This is a genomic window from Weeksella virosa DSM 16922, from assembly GCF_000189415.1.
In the GTDB taxonomy this organism is placed as follows: Bacteria; Bacteroidota; Bacteroidia; order Flavobacteriales; family Weeksellaceae; genus Weeksella; species Weeksella virosa.
In genome coordinates this window covers 203,033-229,157 of sequence record NC_015144.1, presented here as the reverse complement: position 1 = coordinate 229,157, position 26,125 = coordinate 203,033, and the positions used below count along the sequence as shown (strand labels likewise).

Annotated in this window: 21 protein-coding genes; 10 read left to right on the top strand and 11 right to left on the bottom strand. The window is 36.5% G+C overall.

Going from position 1 to position 26,125, the window contains the following annotated elements:
* Window positions 1–143: 143 nt before the first annotated feature.
* From WEEVI_RS01125 to WEEVI_RS01110, 4 genes are read right to left on the bottom strand one after another with little or no spacing between them, the layout of a single operon-like run.
* Complete coding sequence (locus tag WEEVI_RS01125; RefSeq protein WP_013597341.1) at window positions 144–1,550, bottom strand: efflux transporter outer membrane subunit; 1,407 nt, start codon at window positions 1,548–1,550, stop codon at window positions 144–146.
* 10 nt (window positions 1,551–1,560) lie between these two features.
* Window positions 1,561–4,728 carry an efflux RND transporter permease subunit gene (locus WEEVI_RS01120; protein ID WP_013597340.1) on the bottom strand — a complete coding sequence of 1,056 codons (3,168 nt, stop codon included), beginning with the start codon at window positions 4,726–4,728 and terminating at the stop codon, window positions 1,561–1,563.
* A gap of 11 nt (window positions 4,729–4,739) precedes the next feature.
* Entirely contained in the window at window positions 4,740–5,978 is a 1,239-nt protein-coding gene (locus WEEVI_RS01115) for an efflux RND transporter periplasmic adaptor subunit (RefSeq protein ID WP_013597339.1), read from the bottom strand.
* 12 nt (window positions 5,979–5,990) lie between these two features.
* Entirely contained in the window at window positions 5,991–6,464 is a 474-nt protein-coding gene (locus tag WEEVI_RS01110; protein ID WP_052295748.1) for a hypothetical protein, read from the bottom strand.
* Between the two features lie 174 nt (window positions 6,465–6,638).
* Between WEEVI_RS01110 and WEEVI_RS01105 the strand changes: the two genes are divergently transcribed.
* Together WEEVI_RS01105 and WEEVI_RS01100 are read left to right on the top strand one after the other, a co-directional pair.
* Window positions 6,639–7,220 carry a YceI family protein gene (locus WEEVI_RS01105; RefSeq protein ID WP_013597337.1) on the top strand — a complete coding sequence of 194 codons (582 nt, stop codon included), beginning with the start codon at window positions 6,639–6,641 and terminating at the stop codon, window positions 7,218–7,220.
* Window positions 7,221–7,232: 12 nt separating this feature from the next.
* The gene (locus WEEVI_RS01100; RefSeq protein WP_013597336.1) at window positions 7,233–7,751 is read left to right on the top strand and encodes a YceI family protein; all 519 of its coding nucleotides are present in this window, start codon (window positions 7,233–7,235) and stop codon (window positions 7,749–7,751) included.
* A gap of 49 nt (window positions 7,752–7,800) precedes the next feature.
* Here WEEVI_RS01100 and WEEVI_RS01095 read toward each other — a convergent pair whose 3' ends face one another.
* From WEEVI_RS01095 to WEEVI_RS10855, 3 genes are all read right to left on the bottom strand, one after another.
* Entirely contained in the window at window positions 7,801–8,799 is a 999-nt protein-coding gene (locus WEEVI_RS01095; protein ID WP_013597335.1) for an acyl-ACP desaturase, read from the bottom strand.
* Between the two features lie 6 nt (window positions 8,800–8,805).
* A complete protein-coding gene (locus tag WEEVI_RS01090; protein WP_013597334.1) occupies window positions 8,806–9,546 on the bottom strand; it encodes a lysophospholipid acyltransferase family protein in 741 nt (246 codons plus the stop codon).
* A gap of 90 nt (window positions 9,547–9,636) precedes the next feature.
* Window positions 9,637–10,086 (bottom strand): META domain-containing protein, encoded by a 450-nt coding sequence (locus tag WEEVI_RS10855; protein ID WP_013597333.1) that lies wholly within the window; start codon window positions 10,084–10,086, stop codon window positions 9,637–9,639.
* A 124-nt stretch (window positions 10,087–10,210) separates the two neighbouring features.
* On the opposite strand from WEEVI_RS10855, the gene WEEVI_RS01080 reads away from it, so the two are divergent.
* Window positions 10,211–11,074 (top strand): cupin-like domain-containing protein, encoded by an 864-nt coding sequence (locus tag WEEVI_RS01080; protein WP_013597332.1) that lies wholly within the window; start codon window positions 10,211–10,213, stop codon window positions 11,072–11,074.
* Window positions 11,075–11,205: 131 nt separating this feature from the next.
* Here WEEVI_RS01080 and WEEVI_RS01075 read toward each other — a convergent pair whose 3' ends face one another.
* The 4 genes from WEEVI_RS01075 to porU all read right to left on the bottom strand — a co-directional run bounded on the left by WEEVI_RS01075 (window position 11,206) and on the right by porU (window position 17,579).
* The gene (locus WEEVI_RS01075) at window positions 11,206–11,805 is read right to left on the bottom strand and encodes a TlpA family protein disulfide reductase (RefSeq protein ID WP_232013438.1); all 600 of its coding nucleotides are present in this window, start codon (window positions 11,803–11,805) and stop codon (window positions 11,206–11,208) included.
* A gap of 222 nt (window positions 11,806–12,027) precedes the next feature.
* Window positions 12,028–12,309, bottom strand: a complete 282-nt coding sequence (locus tag WEEVI_RS01070; RefSeq protein ID WP_145962010.1) for a hypothetical protein — start codon at window positions 12,307–12,309, stop codon at window positions 12,028–12,030.
* Between the two features lie 225 nt (window positions 12,310–12,534).
* Entirely contained in the window at window positions 12,535–13,701 is a 1,167-nt protein-coding gene (gene porV, locus WEEVI_RS01065; RefSeq protein ID WP_013597329.1) for a type IX secretion system outer membrane channel protein PorV, read from the bottom strand.
* 26 nt (window positions 13,702–13,727) lie between these two features.
* Window positions 13,728–17,579: a type IX secretion system sortase PorU gene (porU, locus tag WEEVI_RS01060; protein ID WP_013597328.1), complete on the bottom strand. Its 3,852-nt coding sequence runs from the start codon at window positions 17,577–17,579 to the stop codon at window positions 13,728–13,730.
* 153 nt (window positions 17,580–17,732) lie between these two features.
* On the opposite strand from porU, the gene gldJ reads away from it, so the two are divergent.
* From gldJ to WEEVI_RS01025, 7 genes are all read left to right on the top strand, one after another.
* Entirely contained in the window at window positions 17,733–19,373 is a 1,641-nt protein-coding gene (gldJ, locus tag WEEVI_RS01055) for a gliding motility lipoprotein GldJ (RefSeq protein ID WP_013597327.1), read from the top strand.
* Between the two features lie 60 nt (window positions 19,374–19,433).
* On the top strand, window positions 19,434–20,723 hold the full coding sequence (locus tag WEEVI_RS01050) for a UDP-N-acetylmuramoyl-tripeptide--D-alanyl-D-alanine ligase (RefSeq protein WP_041942013.1): 1,290 nt from the start codon (window positions 19,434–19,436) through the stop codon (window positions 20,721–20,723).
* The gene (locus WEEVI_RS01045; RefSeq protein WP_013597325.1) at window positions 20,713–21,243 is read left to right on the top strand and encodes a hypothetical protein; all 531 of its coding nucleotides are present in this window, start codon (window positions 20,713–20,715) and stop codon (window positions 21,241–21,243) included. Before WEEVI_RS01050 ends, WEEVI_RS01045 begins: the two co-directional genes overlap by 11 nt.
* 344 nt (window positions 21,244–21,587) lie before the next feature.
* The gene (locus WEEVI_RS01040; protein ID WP_013597324.1) at window positions 21,588–22,745 is read left to right on the top strand and encodes a homogentisate 1,2-dioxygenase; all 1,158 of its coding nucleotides are present in this window, start codon (window positions 21,588–21,590) and stop codon (window positions 22,743–22,745) included.
* Window positions 22,746–22,808: 63 nt separating this feature from the next.
* Window positions 22,809–23,939 (top strand): 4-hydroxyphenylpyruvate dioxygenase, encoded by a 1,131-nt coding sequence (gene hppD / locus WEEVI_RS01035; protein WP_013597323.1) that lies wholly within the window; start codon window positions 22,809–22,811, stop codon window positions 23,937–23,939.
* A 107-nt stretch (window positions 23,940–24,046) separates the two neighbouring features.
* Window positions 24,047–25,294 carry a fumarylacetoacetase gene (gene fahA / locus WEEVI_RS01030; RefSeq protein WP_013597322.1) on the top strand — a complete coding sequence of 416 codons (1,248 nt, stop codon included), beginning with the start codon at window positions 24,047–24,049 and terminating at the stop codon, window positions 25,292–25,294.
* Between the two features lie 5 nt (window positions 25,295–25,299).
* A complete protein-coding gene (locus WEEVI_RS01025) occupies window positions 25,300–26,121 on the top strand; it encodes a flavin reductase family protein (RefSeq protein WP_013597321.1) in 822 nt (273 codons plus the stop codon).
* The last annotated feature ends 4 nt before the right edge of the window (window positions 26,122–26,125 follow it).

Here is a 26,125-nt window from a genome sequence, read left to right as displayed (position 1 = left end):
TAAAAAACAAACTTTTGTTTGCGTATTTCATAAATTAAAGAAAGTTACTTTTTAACACCTCTCATAATCAGTGTCTTACAATAAAAAAATCCACTTTCTACAAGAGAAAGTGGATTGATAACTAGAAAGTCTAATACTATCCTTTATTGTACGCCGCCTCCTAGAGCTCGGTATAATTCTACCAACGACTGCAGTTTCGCTAATTTGATATTCACCAAACCAAGGTCGGCATTGAGTGCAGAGTCTCGTGCGGTAATTACCTCTAAGTAATTGGCCATCCCGTAATTTAATAACTCTTCTGAGTTGCTTACGGCAGATTTTAGCACAGTAGACTCTTGTTGTTTCAAGTCGATTTTTTTAGACGCAGCATCGTACTGATACATCGCATCGGAAACTTCTTTGCTCGCTAATAAAATGGCTTGTTTATATTTCAATAATGCTTGTTCTTGCTGTACAAGGGCAACTTCTTTCTGTGTCTTTATCTGGCGACGATTGAGGATTGGTTGCGTTAATCCTGCTAAGACATTCGCAAAAAGAGACTGATGGTCGAATAGTTTATCCAGCTCAATGCCTTGTACTCCGCCCGAAGCATCAATCGTTAGGCGAGGGTAGAAGTTGGCCTCTGCTGCATTCACCAAATGAAAAGCATTGGCTAAACCAAATTCAGCCGCTTTCACATCGGGTCTGTTTTCTAATATCTGAGCCGGAACACCGATTGCTAATGTTGTGTTGATTACTTGGCTATCTAAGGAAGAACGATTGATTTCTGTAGACGACTCTCCTAAAATGTAGCTGATGTAATTTTCTTGTAATCTGATTTGACGGTTGATGTCGAGCAAAAGGGATTCTGCACTCAATAATTGAGCTTCGGTCTGATTGACTGCAACTTCTGTAACTTGTCCAGCATCTTTCAATGCTTTGGTTGTTTCTAAACTTTGTGTCCTATTGACAATGGCTTCTTGGGCAATTTTCTTTTGCTCATCCAAAGCAAGCAATTGATAATAAGCGTTAGCAATCATTGATATAATACTTGTTTTCACTGCCTGATGAGCGGCCAAGGTTTGTAGAAACGTAGCTTCTGTCGCCCGCTGATTGCTTTTTATCCTTCCCCAAATATCCAATTCCCACGACATTGCACCCGAAAGTTCGTATTGTCTTTGGGTTTGTTTTCCGGTAAATCTTCCCATGGAACTGTTGGCAGAAGATTCGGTAAGCGTAAACTTCGGCCCGACCGAAAAAGTAGGGAAATACTGTGCTCGACCTTGTTTCATATATGCTTCGGCAATACGGATGTTTTGCATTGCATTGCGTATATCGAGATTGTTGCTCAATCCTTTATCGATTAAACTTTGCAATGATGCATCTGTGAAAACCTCTTTCCAAGAAACTTTGGCTATTGTTGTACTATCTTTTACCAATTCATCGGTACGGTAATAGGCTTCGGTAGTAATTTCTTGTGGTCGATTGTATTCTTTGGCCACAAAACAAGATTGTAGCGAAAAGATTCCTACCAAAACAAAGCCAACTGTTAGTATTCTATATTTTTTCATTGTATTCGTTTTAGAGTTTGGTATGAAGGTTTTGAGTATCGTTAGTGCTATTTTGATCAAATTTGATCGGAACTATTTTTTCTTGGATAGATTGGAAAATCACAAACAATACTGGAATAACAAATACTCCTAAAATCGTTCCGATCAATAAGCCAAAGGCTGCTCCTGTCCCGATTGATCGGTTACCAATAGCTCCTACGCCAGAAGAAATTACTAGAGGAGTTAAACCTAAAATAAATGCAAACGATGTCATCAAAATCGGACGTAGACGAGATTTTGCTCCCTCCATTGCGGCTTGCCAAATACTCATCCCATATCTTCTACGTTGAGCGGCAAACTCTACAATGAGAATCGCGTTTTTCGCCAATAGACCGACAAGCATAACTAAGGCAATCTGGAAGTAGATATTGTTTTCTAATCCAGCTAAAAACTGGCTTAAATAAGCACCCATCACACCTACCGGTAAAGATAACAATACGGCGAATGGTAGGATATAACTCTCGTACTGAGCACTCAAAATAAAGTAAACAAAAACCACACACAGCATAAAAATTAAGATGGTCTGTCCGCCCGAATTAATTTCTTCTCGGGTAAGCCCTGTAAAGTCTATACCGTAATTGGTAGAAAGGTTTTGTGTTGCGACTTCTTGTACCGCACGAATAGCGTCACCACTCGAGAAACCTGGGGCAGGTGCTCCCGAAATATTGGCAGATGTAAAGAGGTTGTATCGGTTGATCGATTGTGGTCCATATACTCGGGATAGATTTAGAAATTGTGAGATAGGAGCCATTTCGCCAGAACCTGTACGAACAAAGATTTTGTTCAGACTTTGTGCGTCTGCTCTGTCTTCGGGCAAGGCTTGTACCATAACTCGGTATTGTTTTCCGTACCTAATGAAATCTGCCGCATATATTCCACCAATATATCCTTGCATTGCAGAGAGTAAGTTGTTTACACTTACGCCAGATTGTTTGGCTCTTTCTACATTAACATCCATTCTATATTGAGGGAAGTTTGTGTTGAGGGAAGTTTGTGCGTACATAATTTCTGGACGTTGCATTAGTGCAAAAATATAGTCTTGTGCAACTTGATCAAATTCATTAAGATTTCCGCCCGAGCGGTCAAGTAACTTCAATTCGAAACCAGAAGAAATTCCAAAACCTGGAATTGAAGGTGGCTGGAAGAAAATAGCTTTAACATCTGGGAATTGAGCACCGGTTATAAACAATTGTTTGATAATATTGTCTATGTTTGTTTCTTGTGTTTTTCTATCCTTGAAATCGTCTAATTTTATAAGTGCGATTCCGTAGTTAGATCCTTGTCCAGAAATAAGACTAAAACCAGAAACCATTGTGATGGTATTGATCCCTTTTATTTCTTTTGCTTTTTCTCTGAATTGTCTTTGCAACTCATATACTCGGTCGGCTGATGCACCTGCAGGCAACTCGAAGTTACCCATGATAAATCCACGATCTTCATTCGGTACGAATCCTGTTGGCATATATTTATTGGTGATAAAAATTATTGCCAAAGAAGCTAGTAGAATAAGGAAGGTTACCCATTTGTGTTTGAATAAAAATTTAAATGAATTGGTATAACGCCTAGTCATTTTATCAAACCCTTCGTTGAATTTTTGAAAACCTTTTCTTATTATAGATTTTTTCGTCTTTTCGTCTTCTTCATTATGTGGTTTTAGGAATAGCGCACACATAGCCGGACTCAGTGTAAGTGCATTCACCGCAGAAATAATAATGGCTACAATAAGCGTAACCCCAAACTGTTGATAAAAAACTCCTGTTGGTCCTGTGATAAATGTAACCGGAACAAATACCGCTGCCATCACCAAAGTAATCGAGATAATTGCTCCTGTAATTTCGCTCATAGCACTTTCTGTTGCTGGGCGGGCTTCCATATGGGTTTCCTCCATTTTGGCATGCACGGCCTCGACGACTACAATTGCATCATCCACCACAATCCCGATTGCGAGAACTAATGCAAAGAGGGTTAGGAGGTTGAGTGAGTATCCGAAAAGATTAAGAAAAAAGAAAGTCCCAATAATCGAAACCGGAACGGCAATTAGTGGAATTAATGTCGATCGCCAATCTTGTAAGAAAATGTAAACAACAATAAACACGAGTATAAAAGCTTCTATAAGGGTGCTTACTACTTTATTTATCGAAGCTTCTAGGAATTCATTCGTATCGAAATTAATGAAGTAATGAACTCCTGGTGGAAGGTTTTGTTGAATTTTCTCGAGTTCGATTTTGATATCATTAATAATTTTTTGAGCATTAGAGCCCGGTGTTTGATAAATCGCCATAGCCACGTTTGGTTTACCGTTGGTTTCTGATACACCACCGTAATCTAACGAGCCTAACTCTATTTTTGCAATATCTTTTAGTCTTAATACGCTGCCGTTAGGAAGTGTTTTGATAACAATATTTTCGTATTGTTCTTCTTGGTTTAGCTTCCCTTTGTACGTTATTATGTATTGGAAAGACTTTCCATCGTTTTGACCCAATTGTCCAGCAGCAGCCTCTAGTGATTGTTCGTTTATTGCAGCAATAACGTCTGATGGTACCAATTGGTAGTTGGCTAGTTTATTGGGGTCTAGCCATATACGCATTGAGTAAACTTTCGATCCAAAAGCTGTTGCATCACCTACACCATTAATTCTTTTTATTTCAGGAATTACATTGATGTTCATATAATTCTGAATATAAATCTGATCATAATCAGGATTATCAGAATAGAAGGATAAGAACATTAGTGCAGAAGTCTGTTGCTTTTGGGTGGTTACACCCGATCGAGTAACCTCTGCAGGTAATAGAGGAGTTGCTCGGGCAACACGGTTCTGTACGTTAACAGTGGCAATATCTGGGTCGACTCCAGCTTTGAATACAACATTAATTTGCGCTGTACCCGAGTTAGAAGAAGTAGAGGTAATGTAATCCATATCTTCTACACCGTTGATCTGCTCTTCTAATGGGATAATTACACTTTCCATTACTGTTTGTGCATTTGCCCCTGTATAAGAAGCATTTACCTGAACAGTGGGGGGTGCAATATCTGGATATTGAGTAACCGGGAGTACAGTTAATCCTAATATCCCAAGTATTACGATGATAATCGATATCACCGTAGAAAATACTGGTCTATCTATAAATGTTTTTAGCATGTTTTTTTTGGTTAGAATACTTTTTTAATAGAATTTACAATCGTGTCAAAGTTTGTAGGAATAGGTTTGATTGCTGTTTTGTCTTTGATTTTGTCAACTCCTTGTGCAACAATTTTATCTCCTTTTTTTACACCCTCTTTTACAATAATCATGTTATTCGTACGATTTTCAACTTTTATAATCGATTGTCTTGCGGTATCTTTTTCTACTTTATAAACATACACATTGCCTTGTCTCTCAAAAGTAGATGATTCTGGTACAACAATCGCGTCAACATATGTTTTCGGGATGCGAATGCGTCCACTATTTCCGTTGCTCAAGAGTTTGTCTGCATTATTAAAAGTTACACGAAATTGTATCGAGCCAGTTGAGGGGTCGATTTGTCCAGTAACAGCTTGTATTTTGCCTTTTTCTGGGTAAACTTCGTTATTCGCTAAAACTAATTCTACCGGTGGCATATTGTTTAGTTTTTCCTGAAGTGTTTTACCGTTAGTTTTTATAATAAAATCTAAGTACTCGGCTTCATTCATAGAGAAATAAGCATATACTTTACTTGTATTTGAAATGTTTGTTAAAGGAGTGGGATCTGCCGGACCGACTAAACTTCCTTCTCTAAAGTTTATAGAGCCAACTACTCCGCTGATAGGGCTTCGTACAATAGAATAGTTTATATTAGCATTTACCTCATTGAGACTTGCTTGGGCTTGAGCTTGACCGGCTTGAGCCTGTGATAGAGCAGCTTGTGCTTGGTTTTTAGCAGCTTGTGCTTGAGCTAAATTTGCTTTGGCAGTTTCCAATTGTACATTCGAAATAATGTTTTTCTCGACCAAAGGAATTAATTTATTCACCTCTACCTGAGCAACTTGTACACGAGCCTCTGCTGCTTTTACATTGGCTTGTGCAGATTGTATATTAGCAGAAGCAGCATTCACCCCAGAGCGGGCAGCATCTGCAGTTTGACTGAGTGCATTGGTTTCTAGCTTGAATAAAGCTTGGCCTGCAGAAACATACTGTCCCTCGTCAATGTAAACATGGGTTATATAACCTTGTATTTTCGCTCGTACAGCATTGTTGTTTATTCCCTCGATAGTGGCTGGAAACTCCGAATAGGATTCAACTACTCGTTGTGAAACATCCACAACAGGTAATGGGCTAGGACCCTGAGGTTGCATCGAGCTCTGATCACTCTTTTTGCATGAGAAAATCATCGATGCACTAATACCCATTAGAATAAAATATCTTTTTTTCATAGAGTTATATTATTAGATTTTGTATTTATTTAATTGTTCAATTGTATCATTTATTAAGTTTTGTTGCAATTCCATATATTTTTTTATGATTAGATAGACCTCTTCATAGTTGGATTTGCAAATGCCTTTCTGGATTCTATATAGTTGTACTTTATCAAAAGAAATCATTGTTTTCTCTAGTTGGTCTAAAACTTCTTGTAAACGGTTGGTAAAATGATAAGGATTCGGTCTGAAGTATCTTTTTCTCTTGTCTTCTTTGTATACAAAGTCTACTTTGTCTATCTCTATCAAGTATTTCAGGCTACAAGAAATAGAGCTTTTGCTCGCTTTGAATTTGTCTACTAACTCCTCAAATGTTATCCCTTTCTGCCCAACTTCAACCAGCATATAAGTGAAAATTTTCGCTGTAAGAGGAGGATAGCCATTATTATGTTCGAAAAAATTTTCGATATCGGAAATAAGTTGATCTGTATCTATTGTAGACATTATAAAATTTTGCACAAAGTTAGATTTTAGTTCGGTTACAACCAAACCAACTTTTTATTAATGAAGTGTTAAATTATGTTAAATCTTGCAAGTTATTGATTGTCTTGCTGTATGTCAAGTGTAGTACAGTTTTATGGTACTAAATTTGATTGTAATAACAAAAAAAAGTAGATAATGAAAAGTTTAATAGTAGGATTGTTTTTTACATTTGGTTCTCTATTGTTTGGGCAAAATATAACTTTAGACAAAAGTCATGCGCGTTTACAATTTTTTGTTACTCATATGACTATCTCAACTGTAGATGGAAAATTTAATGAATTTGATGTGGTGTTGAATAATTTTGATCAGAATGATATCACGAAATCTACCATTACGGTAGTGGCACAAACCAATTCAATTGATACAGGAATCGAAGCAAGAGATAATCACCTAAAAAGTGCTGATTTTTTTGATGTTGCTCAATATAAAACAATTGAATTTAAATCTACTTCATTAGAGAAAATTATAGGAAATACCTATAAATTAAACGGAAATCTCACGATGAGCGGTGTAACAAAGCCAATTACTCTTACTCTGGTATACAATGGTAATAGTATCAATTCTGCAAATAATATCAAATCTTATGGGTTTACCATAAAAGGGACGATTAATCGATCTTCTTATGAGATAGGAAAAAAAATTCCAGAAAGTGTTATAGGAAATGATATAAAAATACTATCTAACTTAGAGTTTACACAAAATAAAAAAAAGAAATAAAAAAAAATCATCATGACAAAAAAATGGATAATAGATACAGCGCACTCAGAAATTTTTTTCAAGGTAAGACATATGGTTATTTCTACAGTTACAGGGACATTTAATGATTTTCATGCAGAAGCTATTGTAGAAGGAAATTCGTTTGAGACTGCAGAATTTAATGCAGCTATAGAGGTAAATTCTATTTCGACAAAAGTCGAAGCACGAGATCAACATCTAAAATCGGAAGAGTTTTTCTATACAGAAAAATTTCCTCAAATATTCTTCGAAAGTAAAGAAGGAATCCGAAACGGTGAACTTACAGGTACAATAGAAATTAGAGGTGTAAAACAACCCATACATTTGAATGCAGATATCAGTGAGATCATTGTAGATAATTACGGAAACAAAAAAGTAGGTATAGAGTTATCAGGCGTTATTAATAGAAAAACTTTCGGCCTGAACTGGAATAGCCTAACCGAAGCAGGAGGAGTTGTTGTCTCTGACGAAGTTAAAGTCATTGCAAACCTACAATTAACTGAAGAGAAATAAAATAATGTTATAAAAAAACCTCTGTCCCTAAACAGAGGTTTTCTTTTATTTATCTATGAGCCGGGATCAACCATTTGAATTGTGGACCGTTATCTGGGATATTAATCCTCTCTGAAATTTTTCGCATCCTCTCAGGAAACTTCATAATGAAATCTCTTGCTTTTTCTGCATCTTCGGTAAGATTGGTTATTTTATCTATTTTCCAAGCTTTGATCAGTTTCTCCATAATATCTACATAATCAAAAGCGGTATAAACACCAATTCTCTGAGCAGCATCCGAAAATGGCTCGAAAAGTTTCCCAATGTTATCACCAGATTCTCTTAAAAAGTGAGCAGGCATTACAATCTTTAAGCGGAACATGTATTGCACGGCCAACATCATTTCACTAGGATCAACCTCAAAAATTCTACGCACAAACTCCGTATACGCCAAGTGATGGCGCATCTCATCACCGGCAATTATTTTGCACATACGCGCAATGTTTTTTGCACCATAGTTTTTGGCGATTCTCGACACATTGTTGTGAGAAATGTAGGTGGCTAATTCTTGGAAACTGGTGTAAACAAAATTTTTATAAGGATCATGAGAAGTCCCAATATCAAATCCATCATTGATAAGGTAATGCGTAGAAATTTCCACCTCGCGCATATTGATTCTGCCCGATAGATAAAGGTATTTGTTGAGCAAGTCACCATGTCGATTTTCTTCACCAGTCCAATGACGAATCCATTTTGCCCAACCGTAGTCTATATAACTGCCGTCTTCATTTACTACACCATCGAGCTGCATCAACCACGATTCGTATGTAGGTAGAGCTTCTTCTGTGATTGTATCGCCAATTAAAGTAATCCAAAAATCATCAGGTAAATCTTTAGCCAATTCGCGCAACTCTGTTATTTCTTCAAAAAAATTATGGCTCTGAGAGTCAGGAAGAAAATCAGAAGGTTGCCAAATTTTCTCAACAGGTATCAGAAACTGATCCATATATCGATCAATATCTTTCTCTATAAATTGCATGACCTCTTTTCGTATATTGTGAATTGACATAAGAAATTATTTTTTTGGGTTTTCAACACTAGAAGTTATTATATTTTCTACCTGATAAAGAAGTTGATCAAAATCTTTTTTGGCTACTGCAATAGGTTCGTGGCATTGCAATTGGATTTTTACACCCAAATTCATCGGAAATTTTTTTTGTTGCATTTTCCAAGAATTGTTTATCGTGATCGGAACAATATAGGCGTTGTCAGCATATTTGCACAGTACCTTCAAACCACTTTCTTTAAAAGCTTTTGGAACTCCATCCCTGCTGCGTGTTCCTTCTGGGAAAATAACAGCAGAATAATTATTTTGTTTTATGTAAGTAGCTAATTTTTTTATTTGTAGGATAGATGATTTACCATCTTTTCGGTCGATCAAAACCGAACCGCCTTTCTGTAAATTATACGAAACACTTGGGATTCCTTTTCCTAATTCTTTCTTGCTGATAAATTTAGGATGAAATTCAGACAAATACCACTCTATAGGAGAAATATCGAACATACTTTGATGGTTCGACACAAAAATAAGGGGTACATTTTTAGGGATTGATTCTTTACCACTAAAACGGTAAGAAGTTCCTAAAATTTTGGTGCAAAGCATCAATGTCCAATTCATAGCTTTTACCGATTTGTGGTGAGCCGAGTAGCCCCCTAAATTATACGATAAAAACTGAATAAGGTGGAATAACAATAATGTTGATCCGAAGGATAGATAAAATAAAATACTTAACGGAATAGCAAATAGAATTTTCAAATTAAAATGATTTTACACAAAAGTAGTTTTTTAATGCTAAGCATAATAAAAAAACCAAAAATATTTTCTATTTATCTCCCGTAAATGAAATTATCTAGACTTTTTTAGGCGCATTACCTCTTTTTTATCAGCGTTGTAAAGTATAAGGGTTTCGTTCTTTATGCTATAAGTTTTCACATTGTCTAAGGCAGATGTAAAAGCATTTTCGTCAACACCTTCGCAAAACATACGTGTCATACCCACACCAGTGAATTCTAAACCATTTTGTGAAGTCGAAAATCCTCCAAACATATTATTGCAACCAGAATTTCCGGTAAATTTTTTGGTTATTGGCTCAAATGTTAAGGACGGAGTTTTGGCAGGGAACGATTTTTTTAGGTCAACTTTCGGAAGTTCAGACAAAGTCCAAGTACCAAATAATGATAAATTTGTAGTAGAACTAGCTTCGTTTTGTGTGCTAGGAGCTGTGGTGGTACAAGAACTAAGACCAAACAATCCGCTCAAAAAGCTTGTATAAAATAAGTTTTTTATCTTCATCATTCTAGATTTTTTGCTTTGTATAATTTCAAAATATAAGCCAAACTATTCATCCTATCAAAATTAGGAGCATTTTGTATCAAGATTTTCTTACATTTAAACTTTCTAAACACACGAAAATAGTATCATGATTTTAGAGAAAGTAGCACAAGTAGAAAGCATCGATAAGAAAAACTTTATCAAACACTACCTGAAAAAGCAACAGCCCTTACTAATCAAAGGTTATGCAAAACAATGGGAAGCTTTCCCGCTATGGAATTTCGATTATATTCGCAATAAAACGAAAGGGCAAGAAGTGCCAATTTATGATAATCGTCCAGCAGACGCTAATCAAAGTTCGGATACACCAGCAACCTATCAGAAAATGGAGGATTATTTGGATGAAATTACAACCCGAGATTCTGATAAACGTATTTTCTTCTACATCATCACCGATCGTTTGCCTGCTTTACTCAATAATTTTACCTACCCAGATTTGGGGATAAAATTTTTCAAGCGTTTACCAACTTTATTTTTTGGAGGGAATCAGGCCCGTGTTTTGATGCATTATGATGTAGATATGAGCGATTTTGTTCATATTCATTTCGAGGGTAGAAAACGCATATTGTTATTCGATCAATCGCAATCCAGAAATTTATATAAAGTACCCTTATCGGTTCATACGATAGAATCTATTGATTTTGATCACCCGGATTACGAAAAATACCCAGCGCTGAAAAAAGCCAAAGGGTTCGAGGTAGAGATGGAACATGGCGATTTGTTGTTTATCCCGAAAGGTTGGTGGCATTATAATCGATATCTAGAAGCTGGTTTCTCGATGTCGCTTCGGGCAATGCCAAGTCCTGTTCGGTTTTTAAATTTTCTGGACATGATGTATCATGTTTTTGTGATGCGCTATACCGATAAAATTTGTCGAAAAATTGGCAAAGAAAAATGGATTTCCTACAAACAAAAACAAGCCTATAAACAATCTAATCGAGATTTGGATTAATTAAACTATTTCGTAAATTTCGTTCTGTATTTCATCCTATCGTAAAAATATTATCATTTCTTTTTTTCAGAAAATAAAAAACCACAACGATTGTATGTTGTGGCTTTCATGCGTTTTTTTGTTTGAGAATTCTAATGCATTGCTTTTACTTCGTATAAAAAATTCACAATATCATCACCAGAATAATCGGCCATCCCGAGGGTAGTGTGTGCAATATTTCCTTTTTTATCGAGGATAATGGTTGTGGGCAAAGAACCTCGGAAAAAATCGCTCGGAATTCCAGAGTTCGGATACATTACCGGAAGACTAAGTTTTTTACGCTTCATAAATTTTGCAACTTTGTCTTGTTTACGAATACCTTCTACTTCTACAGTGATAAACTCGATTTCTGGATCCTCTTTTATTTTATCGTATAGTACTTGTAAAGAAGGCATCTCTGCGATACACGGCGGACACCAAGTTGCCCAAAAGTTGATGAAGACAACTTTACCTTTCAGAGCTTCCATATCCACTTTGTTGCCTTTATCGTCGATCATCTCGAAAACATATTTGGCTTCGGGAAGCTCAATACCTTGTTCGTTGTTTTCTGGGGTACTTTCTATTTTTTCTAATTTTGGCTGAAAAAGTCCAATTTTCATAAAACCTTGTTGTACAAAGGCTTTTGCTTCGGGAACGAAAAGAAGAACCAAAGCGATCGTTGCCATAATAATGACAGAATAATTTTTTTTCATGATACTGATGAGTTTTTTGAGTTTTGTTTCCATTGTAAATGACGGATTCAATTAAAACTTTAAGATTTTTATATTGAGAGATTCAATTTTTTACAGCAATAGAAGCATTACAATGATGAAGATTCTATCCAGAAATTGATTATAATTTTTTTTGATTTAGGTAAAATATAAATATTTGGTAGGAATAATTTTTATCATCCTACTCAATAAATTATACCGCTATTAAGAAAGAAATTCTGTACTAATTTTTAGTTGATTATAGAGAATATAAAGAGGATGTTTTTCGGTAAGAGGGCCTTTGTATTGGGCGGGGAATTTGTTTTTGGTAAGAGAGAAAAACTGTTTATTGGCTGCCAAAAACAATCCATCGTCTAGTTGTTTTTTTGTTTGATTTCTTTGTTTATTCTCTATTTCTATGATAGAAGTAGGACATTGGTTTGTAGAAGTTTGGCTCTGTGTTTTAGCCGGATTAGAGCTAACGAGTTCACCGGTTGAGATATGCAAAATTTGGGTGATAGAAAATTTGGTGCTACATGGCATAAGTAGCACTAAAAAAACTCCGAAAAGAAAAGTCAATCTTTTTATCACAGCACAATAATATAAAAAACTATTGTAAAAATCGCTATAGTGATATTTTTTTAAGTTTCATTTAACATGTGATGTGTTTGCTAATCCTATAAAAAAAAGCAGTTCATCGAACTGCTTTTTTTAGTGTATAATTTCTACGATTTAGTAATCGTATGCATTTTGTGTCTCACCTCCAAAATTCCAAGAGATTCCAAAACGCAAGGTATTCTCAAGGGCATTGTTGGTATTCGAGGTTGGGATTAGGTACGAAGCATCAAAACCAAACGAGTTGTATTTTAGTCCTAAACCTAGCGTTAGGTGCTGACGATCTCCTTTCCATTGGCTTTCGTGGAAATAACCTGCACGAACAAAAAGTGCCTCATTGTAAGAGTATTCTGCTCCGATTGCGTACGTAATCTCTTGCAATTCTTCTTTTCCTCCGTTGGGTGCATCACCAAAAGAACTGAACATTCCGGCTAAAACTCCTTTGTTAGGACGGGTTACTCCCACTGGATGTCCATCTACGATAGAGTCGTATTGCGGGGTTGGAACCAATAATTTTGCAAACTCGGTAGAAACAGAAAGTTTATTGTATTCGTCGAATTTGAAATCGTACCCAACACCTAAACGTAAATTTGTCGGTAGGTAAGAAGCGTTGTCTTCGTTATTCGAGTAATCTAATTTTGGTCCGATGTTCGAGATTTGGAAACCTCCGCGTAGTTTACCGTCGAAGTTATTGGTGCTCATGGTTTCTGATTCGTAGAAACCGGCAATATCTACGGCAAAGCTGTTGGCCGGTTGTACAGTTCCGTCGCTAACGTTGTTGAATAAATCCGAGCGGATGAAACGACCGGTTACGGCCATCGAGTAATTGTCACTCATGCGTAAACCGTAGGCAAGGTCGAATGAGAATTCATTGGGTTTGGCAATTCCTTTTGGTACGATATCGTTCCCTATCAACTCATTCATTTCTATATCACCCATCTTGAAGTAGTACAAACTTGCCGAAAGGGTGGAGCGTTCGTCTTGTCCTAGAAAGGTAAAGAAAGTTGCGTTTAATAAAAAGACATCGTCTGTAAACGAGCTCATGTATGGAGTGTAGGTAAAAGCCACTCCCGAATAGTCTTTACTGAAAGCGTATTTCGCGGCATTCCAATATTGAGAATGATTATCTGCCGATGTTGCTACCCCTTGATCTCCTAAACCACCCGCACGTGCATCGGGAGAGATACGCAAGAATGGTGCTCCTGTAAAGATCGGATTGTTCACATCTTGTGCATATGTTAACCCTGCTAAAACAATCATTAAACTTGCTGTAAATTTTTTCATTCTATAAAATTTGTTCCTCTATGTTATTACTTTAAAATCACTAATTTTTCTATTGCCTGTGCGCTTCCTTTGCAAGTTTCAGCATTTACACCACGCACATTGACTTTGTAAATATAAACACCTTTTCCTATTTTATCACCAAAATCATCTAATCCGTCCCAAGGAATCGCATATTTATTGGTTCGATAGCCTTCTCTAAACGGCGTAGAACTTACATATTGTTTGATGCTTTTTACTAATTTTCCAGATACTGTAAATATTTGTACCAAGACTTCTAATTCGCTATCACAATTGTGCTCGAAATGGAAATAAGTGTTGTTGGTGAACGGATTAGGCCAATTGAGTAGCTTGTCGATGTGCAATTGACTATTTCCGTTTTCCATAACTACAAAGTCTAACGAGGCTGTATTCGAATTATTGTTGATATCCCAAAATTTTAACGTTATTGAATGTTGTCCCAACTCTAAATTTTTCAACTGATACATCACTTGTCCTTTTTGGTAATCTTTGAAATTTTTATTGATACAAGGATTGTTATCTCCGCCATCGTAATATTCATTAAGTACGAATGAGTTTTGGATATTTCCGTCGAGGGTTGCTACAATATCGTGTCCGATAGAAGCCCCTGAAGAACTTATGCCCATGTTGTCTGTAAGGCATCCGACCAAAATAGGATCGCGATCGGTGATTCCGCCATCCGCAAAGTTGAGGTTGTTCATATACAATTTTCCTTGTGGAATTTCCTTATCGTTCATGTTGTTTTCATTAAGCCCTCCGACATTTACTTTGGTAACGGTAACGGCATCGGTCTGGTTGTTATCTGCATATAAAACCAATTTACGTTCGCCAACTTCGTAGTTGATATCTTTCGGTAAATAGTATTCTAATGTGAATTTTCCATTCTCTACTTTTCCTTTTCCTCGGTAAAGGGTGTTGAATTCTTCTTTGTACATTTCGTCGGGGAAAGCCCTTAGGTAATTTTTTTCAACTTCTTTTTCGTACAGGATATTGGTAATCGAACCGTTGAAGTTATTCATCAGTTGATGATTGGTGCTGTTTCTTATTTCTCCCTCGATAGTGATAAAATCCAATGCTTTTATTTGGTGTTCTTTATTGAGGTCGATTTCTACGCCGTTCGCCATCATCTTTGTAATAACAATGTCGTGTTTTGGTCTTGCTAAGGCAATCATCGGATCGCCGATTATGGTTACTTCTTTGTGGTCTGCATCTGATCCTTTTTTTATCTTTGTTAGACGCAAAGCTTCTCCTACCGAAATATTTTGTTCTTTTTCTTCGTTGAATAACTCTTTGAGTAGGATACCGTTTATTTCTTGTCCGTAAGCGACACCAATAGGACGATTGGTCGTGATCATTACCAGCGCACCGCCCGCAGTGCTATTGATCATTTGTTCGCCGGCAGAGTCAATTTGTGGTAAATCCCAAATGGTGAAATCACAGGTTACTGTAGAAACAATTGGTAGGCGAGAGTAGGCAGCATTAAAATTGTTGAGCCCTGTAAGATCTTCACTTGTTAGAATGCGTTCTTGTGCCCAACTTGTCGGTCCGCCATGCCCAAAATAAGCGATGAAATTTGCACCCAATTCAAAACCGTTTGTGATGCCTTCAGTAACTTTTGGATAACGTATTCCGGCAGCAGTTTGTTCTTGTTCAGATCCAGATAAATAGAGTTTGCGTAAAGCATAATAGTGGTTATTGGCGAATTGTAGTACTTCATCATATTGCTGATCGATAGTTGGGTTGTTAATATCAGGATTATTATAGTTATTCGGATCATCGACAACCGTAATTACTTTTAGTCGCCAATCGCCATACGATGGACCTTTCCCTTGGATTGGGGAGTAGTACGAAATAGTTTTGTTAACTATATTTCTAGCTTCGGCCAAGGTGCGAGCGGGTGCACGCCCAATTGAAATGGTCAATGCATCACTTGCATAGGTTAAGTTTGGTAGAATATCATTTTGTCCTTCTGCAATCAATTTTAGATCATCCGTTAGCATGGTGTAGAAATCATCTGTTGCAAAGGTATTGTCAAGATTGGCTGAGGATAAACTAAGAAACGTAGGGATGTAATCTTTGTTATTCACAATCCTATCTTTTGGATCGTATGTTGCGTTCCCGAATAGGAAAGCATATTGTAAATTTGGATTGTTGTGATCGCGTAAAAATTTCAGAAAATTTCGAATTCCGAAAGCGTCTTTCGAACCAGAAGAAAACTCATTGTAAATTTGTTTTGTCGTTGCTACAGCAACTTTTATATCGTCATTTTGTTCTCTAAATTGCGCCCAACGCATGGCTTCTGATAAAAATTCTTCGGGTGTGATGATCACGGCACTTACACCCGAAATGGCATGCAAGTTCTGATTTGCCACTTTCTCTACAAATTTGATATCGGTGAAAACATGCTCGTTTCTGAAAGCGATAAACTCATTGTGAAAACCTTCCGTAGGTTTTCTGAATTTTCTATCGGTAACCTCGATGGCATTGGTAAGATCCGACACATTCCAAATAGTTGCCTCACCCGAAAAAGAAAAACTATTCACCTCACCTAATTGGTCTAGAAATCGAAAAGAAAATTGCTCGTTTCCGTATGTCAAAGCTGCTTTGTAAGCCACCGAAATTTTATCTAAAAAAACTTCTTCATTTGTATTATTACCTATAATATTAACAGCTAATGAGCTCGGAACAGAATTGAGTTTTAGCGAAACTTCATTTCTACTAAACTCTGTTGTTGAAAAAGTACTAAAATTGCCAGTCGCATCAGCAGCCGAAATTGTAAACTTAGAATTTTTTGCATTTTTCCCAACAAGGGAAGCTTTTAGATGAGCAGTTTCACCACCAATAGGTTGATGCAGCTGCAAGATAAAGGTTTGGTTTGGATTTTGACGAAACGGATGACTTACCCATTGTTTCCCCATTTGGTTGATGTTGAGTGAATCTCGCTCGAAAAAACGGTAATCATCGAAACTCGTAAATGTCTTGGTAGGCGTTTCGTCGATCGTACTCGTGCTTATTCTTTTGCCATTTTTCCCACCAAAAGTTATATAATAATAGGCGTATTCATCGAAAAGATGTAGACGATGAGAAAGGTTTTCTAGGGTTTGATTTTCGCTTCTATGCAAGTTGTTTGGGCCTTGAGCATAGAACAATATATAATCATTACTATCAAAATTTCCGTCTTCTTCCCCGATGACGCGAATAGCGTTTTCTTGTAAATCATCGTAAATAAAAGTTCCTGTATTGGCGGGTAATTGCGCACCTCCGTTTCCGTAAATTTTCAGAGTTCGCAAATCATAGCCCGAAGTCGGAATGCCACTAGCCTTGAAGAAATCGGTCGTTAGCTTGTATACTCCTGTTTTAGAGACTTTTATCTTGTACCAATCACCCGATTGCAAGACACTGGTGTTGGTTGCAGTTTTTCTATGCGCTTTTGGTTGGATGACTGATGACTTAGAAAGGGTGAAGCTTTCTATCTTATAATACTTATTGTTTTCTTGTATAAAAGGATATAATTGAAATGTGTGAATAAAAGTTTGATCTTTTTGGATATGATTTTGAACATAGTCGATATAGGTCGGGAAATGAGGGACAAGTTGTTGCTCATCAAACGAAATTTCTTTTTTTCGGATATCCGAAATTGTATAACGAAACTGACTCGGATTTTCTTCTTCCAAAATAAAATAAGGTAGATTGTTCCCGCTAAGCTTATAATGCTTTTCATCTTCAAAAAATAACACCGAAGTTTTGGTTGCATTGGTAAGTTCGATTTCTTTTTTGCCTTTCCAATTCAAATGAAAGGTTTGTGCTCTAGAAAAAATGGCCCAAGAAAAAATTAACAACAGTAAAATAATCTTTCTCATTCTTCAAAAACGTATTTTTCCCAAATATATTTGCATTCCATAAAATAAAAAACAAAACCTTGCGTTAAACTATTACAATCTGAAATTGTTTATTTCAATTGAATTGATTTTATTTGCATAATAATTTTATAACTCAGAACCGATAAGTATTCTATGAAAATGAATAAAGGTAGAATTTTTACATTATTACTTACCGCTGCTTCAATGACTATTTTTGTAAGTTGTGGGAGTGGTAGCGGTGGAAAGAAAAAAGGAGGAGGAACCAAAAACTTCACGAGTACGAGTGGCTTCAAGCAAAACGATCAGCGAGGTTGGTTTTTCAACGGTAATAAAACCAAACCAAACGTGAAACCATGGCAAAATATGGTTTTCATCGAAGGAGGAACATTTACCATGGGCTTGGTAAAAGATGATGTAATGCACGATTGGAATAATACACCGCGTCGTATGCAAGTAAGTTCTTTTTTTATCGGTGAAACCGAAGTAACCAACTACGAATACCGAGAATATCTTACTTGGCTAAAAGTGGTTTTCCCGACAGAAGATCCTGCCTATAGAGATATTTATGAAGGTGCTTTGCCAGATCCTGCTGTTTTTAGCAATAAATTGTCAACCGATAACTTCTCGACAGAAAATTATTTATTCTCACCAGAGTTTAGTTATTATCCAGTGGTAGGAATTACCTGGTTGCAAGCCAATAATTATTGTGATTGGTTGACGGATAGAGCAAACGAAAAAGCGTTGATGGATAAAGGAATTTTGAGCAAAGATTTCTACCAAAACGAAGACTATAATGTGAAATCGAAAACCTTTAGTGCAGAACAGTATAAGAACAACAATACCAACGTACAAGAGGCAATTGATACCACAAAATTAGAAAAGCAAACCCGTATAAAATCTTCGAATACGAGAATTCTAAATGCCAATCGTGCAACTCGTTCATTAGAAATACAACCTTTCCGTTTACCAACAGAATCAGAGTGGGAATACGCAGCACTTGCTTTACCCGAAAATAGAGAATACAACGAATACAAAGGAAAACAAGTTGCTCAAAATGATTTGCGTGGGACCAAAGGAAAAACAAGAGGTCAATACCTAGACAATTTCAAAGTTGGACGTGGAGATTATAGCGGTATCGGAGGATACGGGAACGACGGTTCGGCAATTACCAATGATGTACGTAAATACCAATCGAATGACTTTGGATTATTCGGAATGTATGGTAACGTAGCAGAATGGACAGCCGATGTATATCGTCCGATAATAGATGATGAAGCAAATGACTTCAACTATTTCCGTGGGAATGTATTCAAAACCACAATCGATGATCAAAATGGTGGTTTTGCGAAGTATGGTGAAGACGACATCGAATACGATACATTGAACAACGGAAAACTTGTTTATCGAGGATTGCCAGGAAGCTACAAAAAAGAAATCGAATACGATTACACCAATTACAGAGACGGAGATGCTATGTCTTCATTAGACACACGTGTAACAACCGAAACTGTTGCTAAAACAAGCGATATGTATAACGCACCGAAACGACAATTTACCGTGGATGAGAAAGGACGTGTAATTCTAGAGAAAGATACTAAAACACGTACAACCAACATCAGTGATGAGGTACGTGTCGTAAAAGGTGGTTCTTGGAAAGACCCAATCTATTGGCTAGATCCAGGACAAAGACGATACTTGCATCAAGCAGAAGCAACAAGCTGGATAGGATTCCGCTTAGCGCAAGATTACAAAGGAAACTTTGAGTCGAAAAGAACAAAAAGAGGATCGAAATAATACGATAAAATAATTTTGAAAAACTCGGGACTTTTCCCGAGTTTTTTTATTTTTGATGATATGAAAACAGAACTATTGCTCAAACATTTTCTTCGCCATCGTTTGGTTACAACCGATACTCGAAAAATCACTCAAAACGCAATCTTCTTTGCATTGAAAGGAGAAAAATTCAATGGTAATCTTTTTGCAAAAGAAGCCTTGGATAAAGGAGCAAGTATAGTGGTGGTAGATGAACCACAAAATCTACAAGATGATCGTATAATTTTAGTGAAAAATGGTTTAGAAAGTTTACAAGCACTTGCTAGAGCTTACCGTAGCACCCTTAGAATTCCTGTTATTGGACTGACCGGTAGTAATGGTAAAACAACTTCTAAAGAACTGATTGCCGCTGTATTGCAAGAGAAATTTCAGGTGCATTATACTCAAGGCAACCTTAACAATCATATCGGTGTGCCATTAACCTTACTTTCTATACCAGAAAATGCCCAAATTGCCGTAATCGAAATGGGGGCAAACCATCTAAAAGAAATTGAACTTTTGTCTTCAATCGCACAGCCTGATTTAGGATATGTTACAAATTTTGGGCATGCACATCTCGAAGGTTTTGGAGGGTTCGAAGGTGTGGTAAAAGGAAAATCAGAATTATATAATTTTTTACACGAGCACCATAAGACGGTCCTAATCAATGCTGACGACCCATTACAACTACAACAAGCAAAAGCAGTTGAAAGCCAAATATCCTTTTCTAAAAACGAATCGACACAAGCAACCTATTGTATAGAGTTGAAGGAAAATGTAAATAACAAGATTCAAGTAGTTGTAGAAGATGTTGTTATAAGATCTAATTTAACGGGTAACTATAATTGGTCTAATGTAGCAGCTGCCATAAGTTTCGGTAAACATTTTGGGCTTTCGCCGAAAGAAATTAAAAACGGAATAGAAAATTATTACCCAGCTAATCATCGATCTCAGTTGATACAAAAAGATAAATACACTCTTCTGATGGACGCTTACAATGCGAATCCGAGTAGTATGGAAGCTTCATTGAACAACTTCTCTACCTTCGATGGTAGCAAGACCGTTATATTAGGAGACATGTTCGAGTTGGGAGAATCGAGTAAAGTAAATCATCAAAAAATAGCCCAACTAACCAAAGACTTGGGTTTTGAAAAGATTTATTTGGTAGGAAATAATTTTTCGAAAATAGAAGGTGATTTTTCAGATATTCAGTTCTTCGAAGATAGAGATAGTCTAGTAAACTATCTAAAAAAACATCCAATAGAAACCAAAAATATATTGATAAAAGGTTCGCACGGTATGCGATTAGATCTCTTAGAAAATGAATTATAAAGCACTAAAAATAAGTTTACTTTGTATTCTGCAACTAGGACTATTTTCTTTCTACCAGAGTTCGTATATCAATTGGCAAGAAAATCAGTTTTTGACTTTCGAAAACTTTAAAGCCAAAGCGCCGAAAGGAGACAAAACTGCAGCTTCAATCTACACCGAAATTAGTTGGGTAAAGAAACAAACCAGACAAGAATTACCGGTTTATACGGTTATCAATCGGATGGATGAAAATCGGTCGTGGATAAACAGAAAAGATGAAAATTTACTCAATCAGAAACAGTTGCAATTTGATATTTCTGAGTTTTATACCCGAAAAATTCGTCAAGAAATTCAACTATTGATGCAAAAAAAAGTAAGAGATGAGGCTGCCTATAAAGAAGTTTTTACGCGTCATTCGATCCAATTGCAACGGGTACAGAAAAAATATTTAAATCTTTTGAGTGACCAACCCTATTTGTGGAAAATTATAAACAAAGAATACCAAGATTCTCTAATCCTCTACAAAGACTTTTCTCATTAAAACAATCAATATCTAAAAAAAAAAGAATATTTATTACTCTTTTTTTCTTTTTGATAGGATTATCTTTGATAAAGAAAGATGTTTTACAAATTCATTTGAAAATCATTCCATACAACAAATAATTTATAGAGAAATATTCTTTTCGAATAAAATAATAGCTTATATTTGAGTAATTTCAAAAACAGCTATGGAAGTTTTTTTAGTAACCATTTTTGGAATGTCGAAACTGCAAGCAGCATTATTATCAAAGATAGTGTTTGCTCAATATTCTTTCTGATATATTTTACTATCAGAAAACCCATTTTGGGGATAAAAAAATCAAAAGAAATCACAAAAAATAGAGTATGCCTTTTTATCAAACCTTAGGAAAAATACCTTCTAAGCGACATACGATATTCAGAAAAGAAGATGGTAGTTTATATGCCGAAGAATTGGTGTCTACTCACGGATTTTCGAGTACGTATTCTAATGTTTATCACTGCTATCCACCAACTTTGGTAAAGGAGATTGCAGAGCCTTTTTCGGTAGAACCCGAAATTGCACGGGAAAAACATTTGAAACACACCTCGCTTAAAGGGTTTAAAATTCAGCCACAAAAAGATTATTTAGCCTCAAGAGTTCCCGTTCTGGTGAACAATGATTTGCATATTTCTTTAGCGGCACCACAAACCTCGATGACCGATTATTTCTACAAAAACTCTCAAGCAGACGAAGTGATTTTTATTCATGAAGGTTCAGGAGTTCTCAAAACCGGTTATGGACAAATCGAATTCGAATATGGCGATTACCTGGTCATACCACGTGGGATTATCTATCAATTGCATTTCGATGACGAGCAAAATCGTTTGTTGATAATCGAATCATTCAGCCCAATTGAAACACCGCGTCGTTACCGAAATCATTTTGGACAATTGATGGAGCACTCACCATTCTGCGAGCGTGATATAAAAACACCAAAAAATCTAGAAACGCATGATGAGCATGGAGACTTCAAAATCATGATCAAGAAAGAAGGATTAATTTATCCTTATATATATGGTACACACCCGTTTGATTTTGTTGGATGGGATGGATATCATTTTCCATGGGCGTTTTCCATTCATAATTTCGAGCCGATAACAGGTAGAATTCATCAGCCACCTCCAGTGCATCAAACTTTTGAAGGAGCAGGTTTTGTAATCTGTAGTTTCGTGCCACGTCTATACGATTATCATCCAGAGTCTATTCCTGCACCATACAACCATAGCAATGTGGATTCTGATGAGATTTTATATTATGTAGATGGAGATTTTATGAGTAGAAAATCGGTAGAAAGAGGTCAAATCACTTTACATCCTGCAGGTATCCCTCATGGTCCACACCCAGGAACGGTCGAGAAATCTATTGGTGCAAAAGAAACCAAAGAGTTGGCAGTAATGATTGATCCTTTTCGACCACTGAAATTGACCAAAGCAGCTTTGGAAATAGAAGATGAAGACTATTACAAATCTTGGTTATATTAAAAAGATTCAACCATAATTAATCTTATATTAAAGAAAAGAAAGAACAATAAACATACAAAAAAAATGAGTACACAAACCTTTGCAGAAAAGATTGCACAAGCACAAAATTTTTTACCGATCAACGGTACCGATTATATTGAGTTTTATGTAGGAAATGCCAAACAAGCAGCCCATTATTACAAAACTGCTTTTGGTTTCCAGTCAGTGGCATATGCAGGACCAGAAACTGGCGTACGCGATAGAGCATCTTATGTATTGCAACAAGGCAAAATCCGCTTAGTACTTACTTCGGGTCTAAAGTCGGACTCACCTATTTGCGAACACGCCAAGAAACATGGAGACGGTGTGAAAATTTTGGCACTGTGGGTAGATGACGCCTACGATGCTTACGAACAAACCATCAAGCGTGGTGCAAAAAGCTACATGGAACCAACCACTCTGACCGATGAATTTGGGGAAGTAAAAATGTCCGGAATTTATACCTATGGTGAAACAGTACATATGTTCATCGAAAGAAAAAATTATACAGGACCTTTTATGCCAGGATACGAAAAATGGGAGCCAGATTATCAACCAACCGAAACAGGACTATTGTACGTGGATCACTGCGTAGGAAATGTGGGTTGGAATCGTATGTTGCCAGTAGTAAAATGGTACGAAGATGTGATGGGATTTGTTAATGTACTTTCGTTTGATGACAAGCAAATCAATACAGAATACTCTGCATTGATGAGTAAAGTAATGTCGAACGGAAATGGATATTCGAAATTCCCGATTAATGAACCAGCAGAAGGACTGAAAAAATCGCAAGTAGAAGAGTATTTAGATTTCTATGAAGACGAAGGAGTGCAACACATAGCTGTAGCAACCAAAGACATTATCCATACAGTAACCGAACTGAAAAAACGTGGCGTAGAATTTTTAGCAGCACCACCAGAAACATACTACGATATGATTCCAGAGCGTGTAGGTGAGATAGAAGAAGATATCAAAAAACTACAAGATTTAGGGATTTTAGTAGACTGTGATGAGGAAGGATATTTGTTACAAATTTTCACTAAACCCGTAGAAGATCGTCCAACCTTGTTCTTCGAAATTATCGAGCGTCACGGTGCACAAAGTTTCGGAGCAGGGAACTTCAAAGCATTGTTTGAAGCATTAGAAAAAGAACAAGCAAGAAGAGGAAACTTATAAATAAGAAACATTTTATAAAAGTTTTTGTTGATACTTTTTTTATAAAGTATCAACAAAAACTTTTCTTAGTATCATTCGCTTTCTATTATTAATAAATAAAAAAACAAATGAAATCTTTTATATCATATCCCAAAGATTCAGACTTTAGCATTCATAATATTCCTTTTGGTGTAGCACTTATCCAGGACGAATACGTAGCTGTATGCACAAGAATTGGCGACAAAGTAGTCGATTTATCCTATCTCTATAATGAAGATTACTTCGGTGATTTTGACCAATTAGAATACAACGTTTTCGAGTCGGTTGTTTTAAACGAATTTATAGAACTAGGCAAACCAACTACGAATGCAATACGTTTACGAATTCAAGATTTACTGTTAGAAGGATCTGATTTGGCAAATGACGAAAAAACAATCGAAGAAGCCATATATGATATTGATGAAGTAGAAATGCTATTACCGGTACATGTCCCAAATTATACAGACTTTTATAGCAGTATAGAACATGCCACAAATGTTGGTAAAATGTTTCGCGATCCTGATAATGCTCTACTTCCGAACTGGAAACATCTGCCGGTAGGATACCACGGACGCGCCTCTTCTATAGTTGTTTCTGGTACGCCGATTCATCGTCCGAAAGGTCAAATGAAACCTGCCGATCAAGATCAACCAGTTTTTGGTCCGTGTAAGCAATTGGATTTTGAGTTGGAAATGGCTTTTATTGTCAACAAAATGACCGATTTGGGTGAAAGTGTAACTGTAGAAGATGCCGAGGATGCAATTTTCGGAATGGTTATTTTCAATGATTGGTCGGCAAGAGATATTCAATCGTGGGAGTACGTACCATTAGGACCATTTTTGGGTAAAAACTTTGGCTCATCAATTTCACCATGGGTAGTAACCCTAGAGGCTTTAGAGCAATTCCGTACGAGTTCCCCGAAACAAGACCCCGAAGTGTTGGATTATTTGAAGTTTGAAGGTGAACGTAATTTCGACATCCAATTAGAAGTAGCTTTGAAACCCGAAAATGGAGAAGAAAATGTAATATGTCAGAGCAATTTCAAATACATGTATTGGAATATGGCTCAGCAATTAGCACACCATACCGTAAACGGATGTAATTTAGAAGTGGGGGATATGTATGCCAGCGGAACAATTTCTGGTAAAGATCCTCATTCTTTTGGTTCGATGTTAGAGCTAACTTGGCGTGGACAATATCCACTAAAATTATCCAACGGTGAAGAACGAAAATTCATACAAGATAACGATACTATAATTATGCGTGCATTTGCAGAAAAAGAAGATGTGCGGGTAGGATTTGGAGAAGTTTCAGGAACAATTCTACCAGCAAAATAAAAGACATGAAAACAATTTATCCTACAGAACTAACTTCTCCTGCATTACAGAAAATCATGCAAACGGCTGTAGCACCAAGGCCTATTGCGTTTGTATCATCGATCAATAAGAAAGGGGATGTTAATCTTGCGCCGTTCAGTTTTTTCAATATGTTTAGTACCGTCCCGCCAATTCTTGTATTTTCACCATCGAGAAGGGTACGTGATAATACCACAAAGCATACACTAGAGAATGTTCTCGAGGTACCAGAAGTAGTAATCGGGATTGCAAATTATGCAATGGTTCAACAAGTTTCTTTAAGTTCGACAGAATACGAAGAAGGTGTAAATGAGTTTGTGAAAGCTGGTTTCACTATGAAAGATGCCGATGTTGTTCGACCGAAATTAATTGCAGAATCACCAGTAAACTTCGAGTGTAAGGTGCAAGAAGTTGTTTCGTTGGGCAAAGAAGGTGGTGCAGGAAATTTAGTTATTTGCGAAGTGAAAAAAATTCATATACGTGAAGAATTCATCAATGAGCAAGGTGATTTGGACCAAAAGAAATTAGATTTAATCGCACGTTTGGGAGGTAATTGGTATTCTCGCAGTAATGAGGATAGCCTTTTCGAGGTTCCTAAACCTTTGGTAACGAAAGGTATTGGGTTTGATTTGCTACCAAATGAAATAAAATATAGTTCTGTTTTTACAGGGAATGATCTTGGCATGTTGGCCAATACAGAAAAACTAATCGGCGAAAATTTCTCAGATGATGAAGATGTTCATCGTAAAGCTCAACAACTTTTGTTGCAATCTAAAATAGAAGAAGCTTGGAAAATCTTGCTAAAATAATACA

Excerpts from the sequence above, each read along its gene's own strand:
- WEEVI_RS01050 (WP_041942013.1), top strand. The coding sequence starts at position 19,434 with ATGAAAACAGAACTATTGCTCAAACATTTTCTTCGCCATCGTTTGGTT.
- WEEVI_RS01045 (WP_013597325.1), top strand. The coding sequence starts at position 20,713 with ATGAATTATAAAGCACTAAAAATAAGTTTACTTTGTATTCTGCAACTA.
- WEEVI_RS01105 (WP_013597337.1), top strand. The coding sequence starts at position 6,639 with ATGAAAAGTTTAATAGTAGGATTGTTTTTTACATTTGGTTCTCTATTG.
- gldJ (WP_013597327.1), top strand. The coding sequence starts at position 17,733 with ATGAAAATGAATAAAGGTAGAATTTTTACATTATTACTTACCGCTGCT.
- WEEVI_RS10855 (WP_013597333.1), bottom strand. The coding sequence starts at position 10,086 with ATGATGAAGATAAAAAACTTATTTTATACAAGCTTTTTGAGCGGATTG.
- WEEVI_RS01115 (WP_013597339.1), bottom strand. The coding sequence starts at position 5,978 with ATGAAAAAAAGATATTTTATTCTAATGGGTATTAGTGCATCGATGATT.
- WEEVI_RS01075 (WP_232013438.1), bottom strand. The coding sequence starts at position 11,805 with ATGAAAAAAAATTATTCTGTCATTATTATGGCAACGATCGCTTTGGTT.
- WEEVI_RS01040 (WP_013597324.1), top strand. The coding sequence starts at position 21,588 with ATGCCTTTTTATCAAACCTTAGGAAAAATACCTTCTAAGCGACATACG.
- WEEVI_RS01125 (WP_013597341.1), bottom strand. The coding sequence starts at position 1,550 with ATGAAAAAATATAGAATACTAACAGTTGGCTTTGTTTTGGTAGGAATC.
- WEEVI_RS01025 (WP_013597321.1), top strand. The coding sequence starts at position 25,300 with ATGAAAACAATTTATCCTACAGAACTAACTTCTCCTGCATTACAGAAA.
- porU (WP_013597328.1), bottom strand. The coding sequence starts at position 17,579 with ATGAGAAAGATTATTTTACTGTTGTTAATTTTTTCTTGGGCCATTTTT.
- WEEVI_RS01110 (WP_052295748.1), bottom strand. The coding sequence starts at position 6,464 with ATGTCTACAATAGATACAGATCAACTTATTTCCGATATCGAAAATTTT.
- WEEVI_RS01080 (WP_013597332.1), top strand. The coding sequence starts at position 10,211 with ATGATTTTAGAGAAAGTAGCACAAGTAGAAAGCATCGATAAGAAAAAC.
- WEEVI_RS01095 (WP_013597335.1), bottom strand. The coding sequence starts at position 8,799 with ATGTCAATTCACAATATACGAAAAGAGGTCATGCAATTTATAGAGAAA.
- WEEVI_RS01100 (WP_013597336.1), top strand. The coding sequence starts at position 7,233 with ATGACAAAAAAATGGATAATAGATACAGCGCACTCAGAAATTTTTTTC.
- fahA (WP_013597322.1), top strand. The coding sequence starts at position 24,047 with ATGAAATCTTTTATATCATATCCCAAAGATTCAGACTTTAGCATTCAT.
- hppD (WP_013597323.1), top strand. The coding sequence starts at position 22,809 with ATGAGTACACAAACCTTTGCAGAAAAGATTGCACAAGCACAAAATTTT.
- porV (WP_013597329.1), bottom strand. The coding sequence starts at position 13,701 with ATGAAAAAATTTACAGCAAGTTTAATGATTGTTTTAGCAGGGTTAACA.
- WEEVI_RS01120 (WP_013597340.1), bottom strand. The coding sequence starts at position 4,728 with ATGCTAAAAACATTTATAGATAGACCAGTATTTTCTACGGTGATATCG.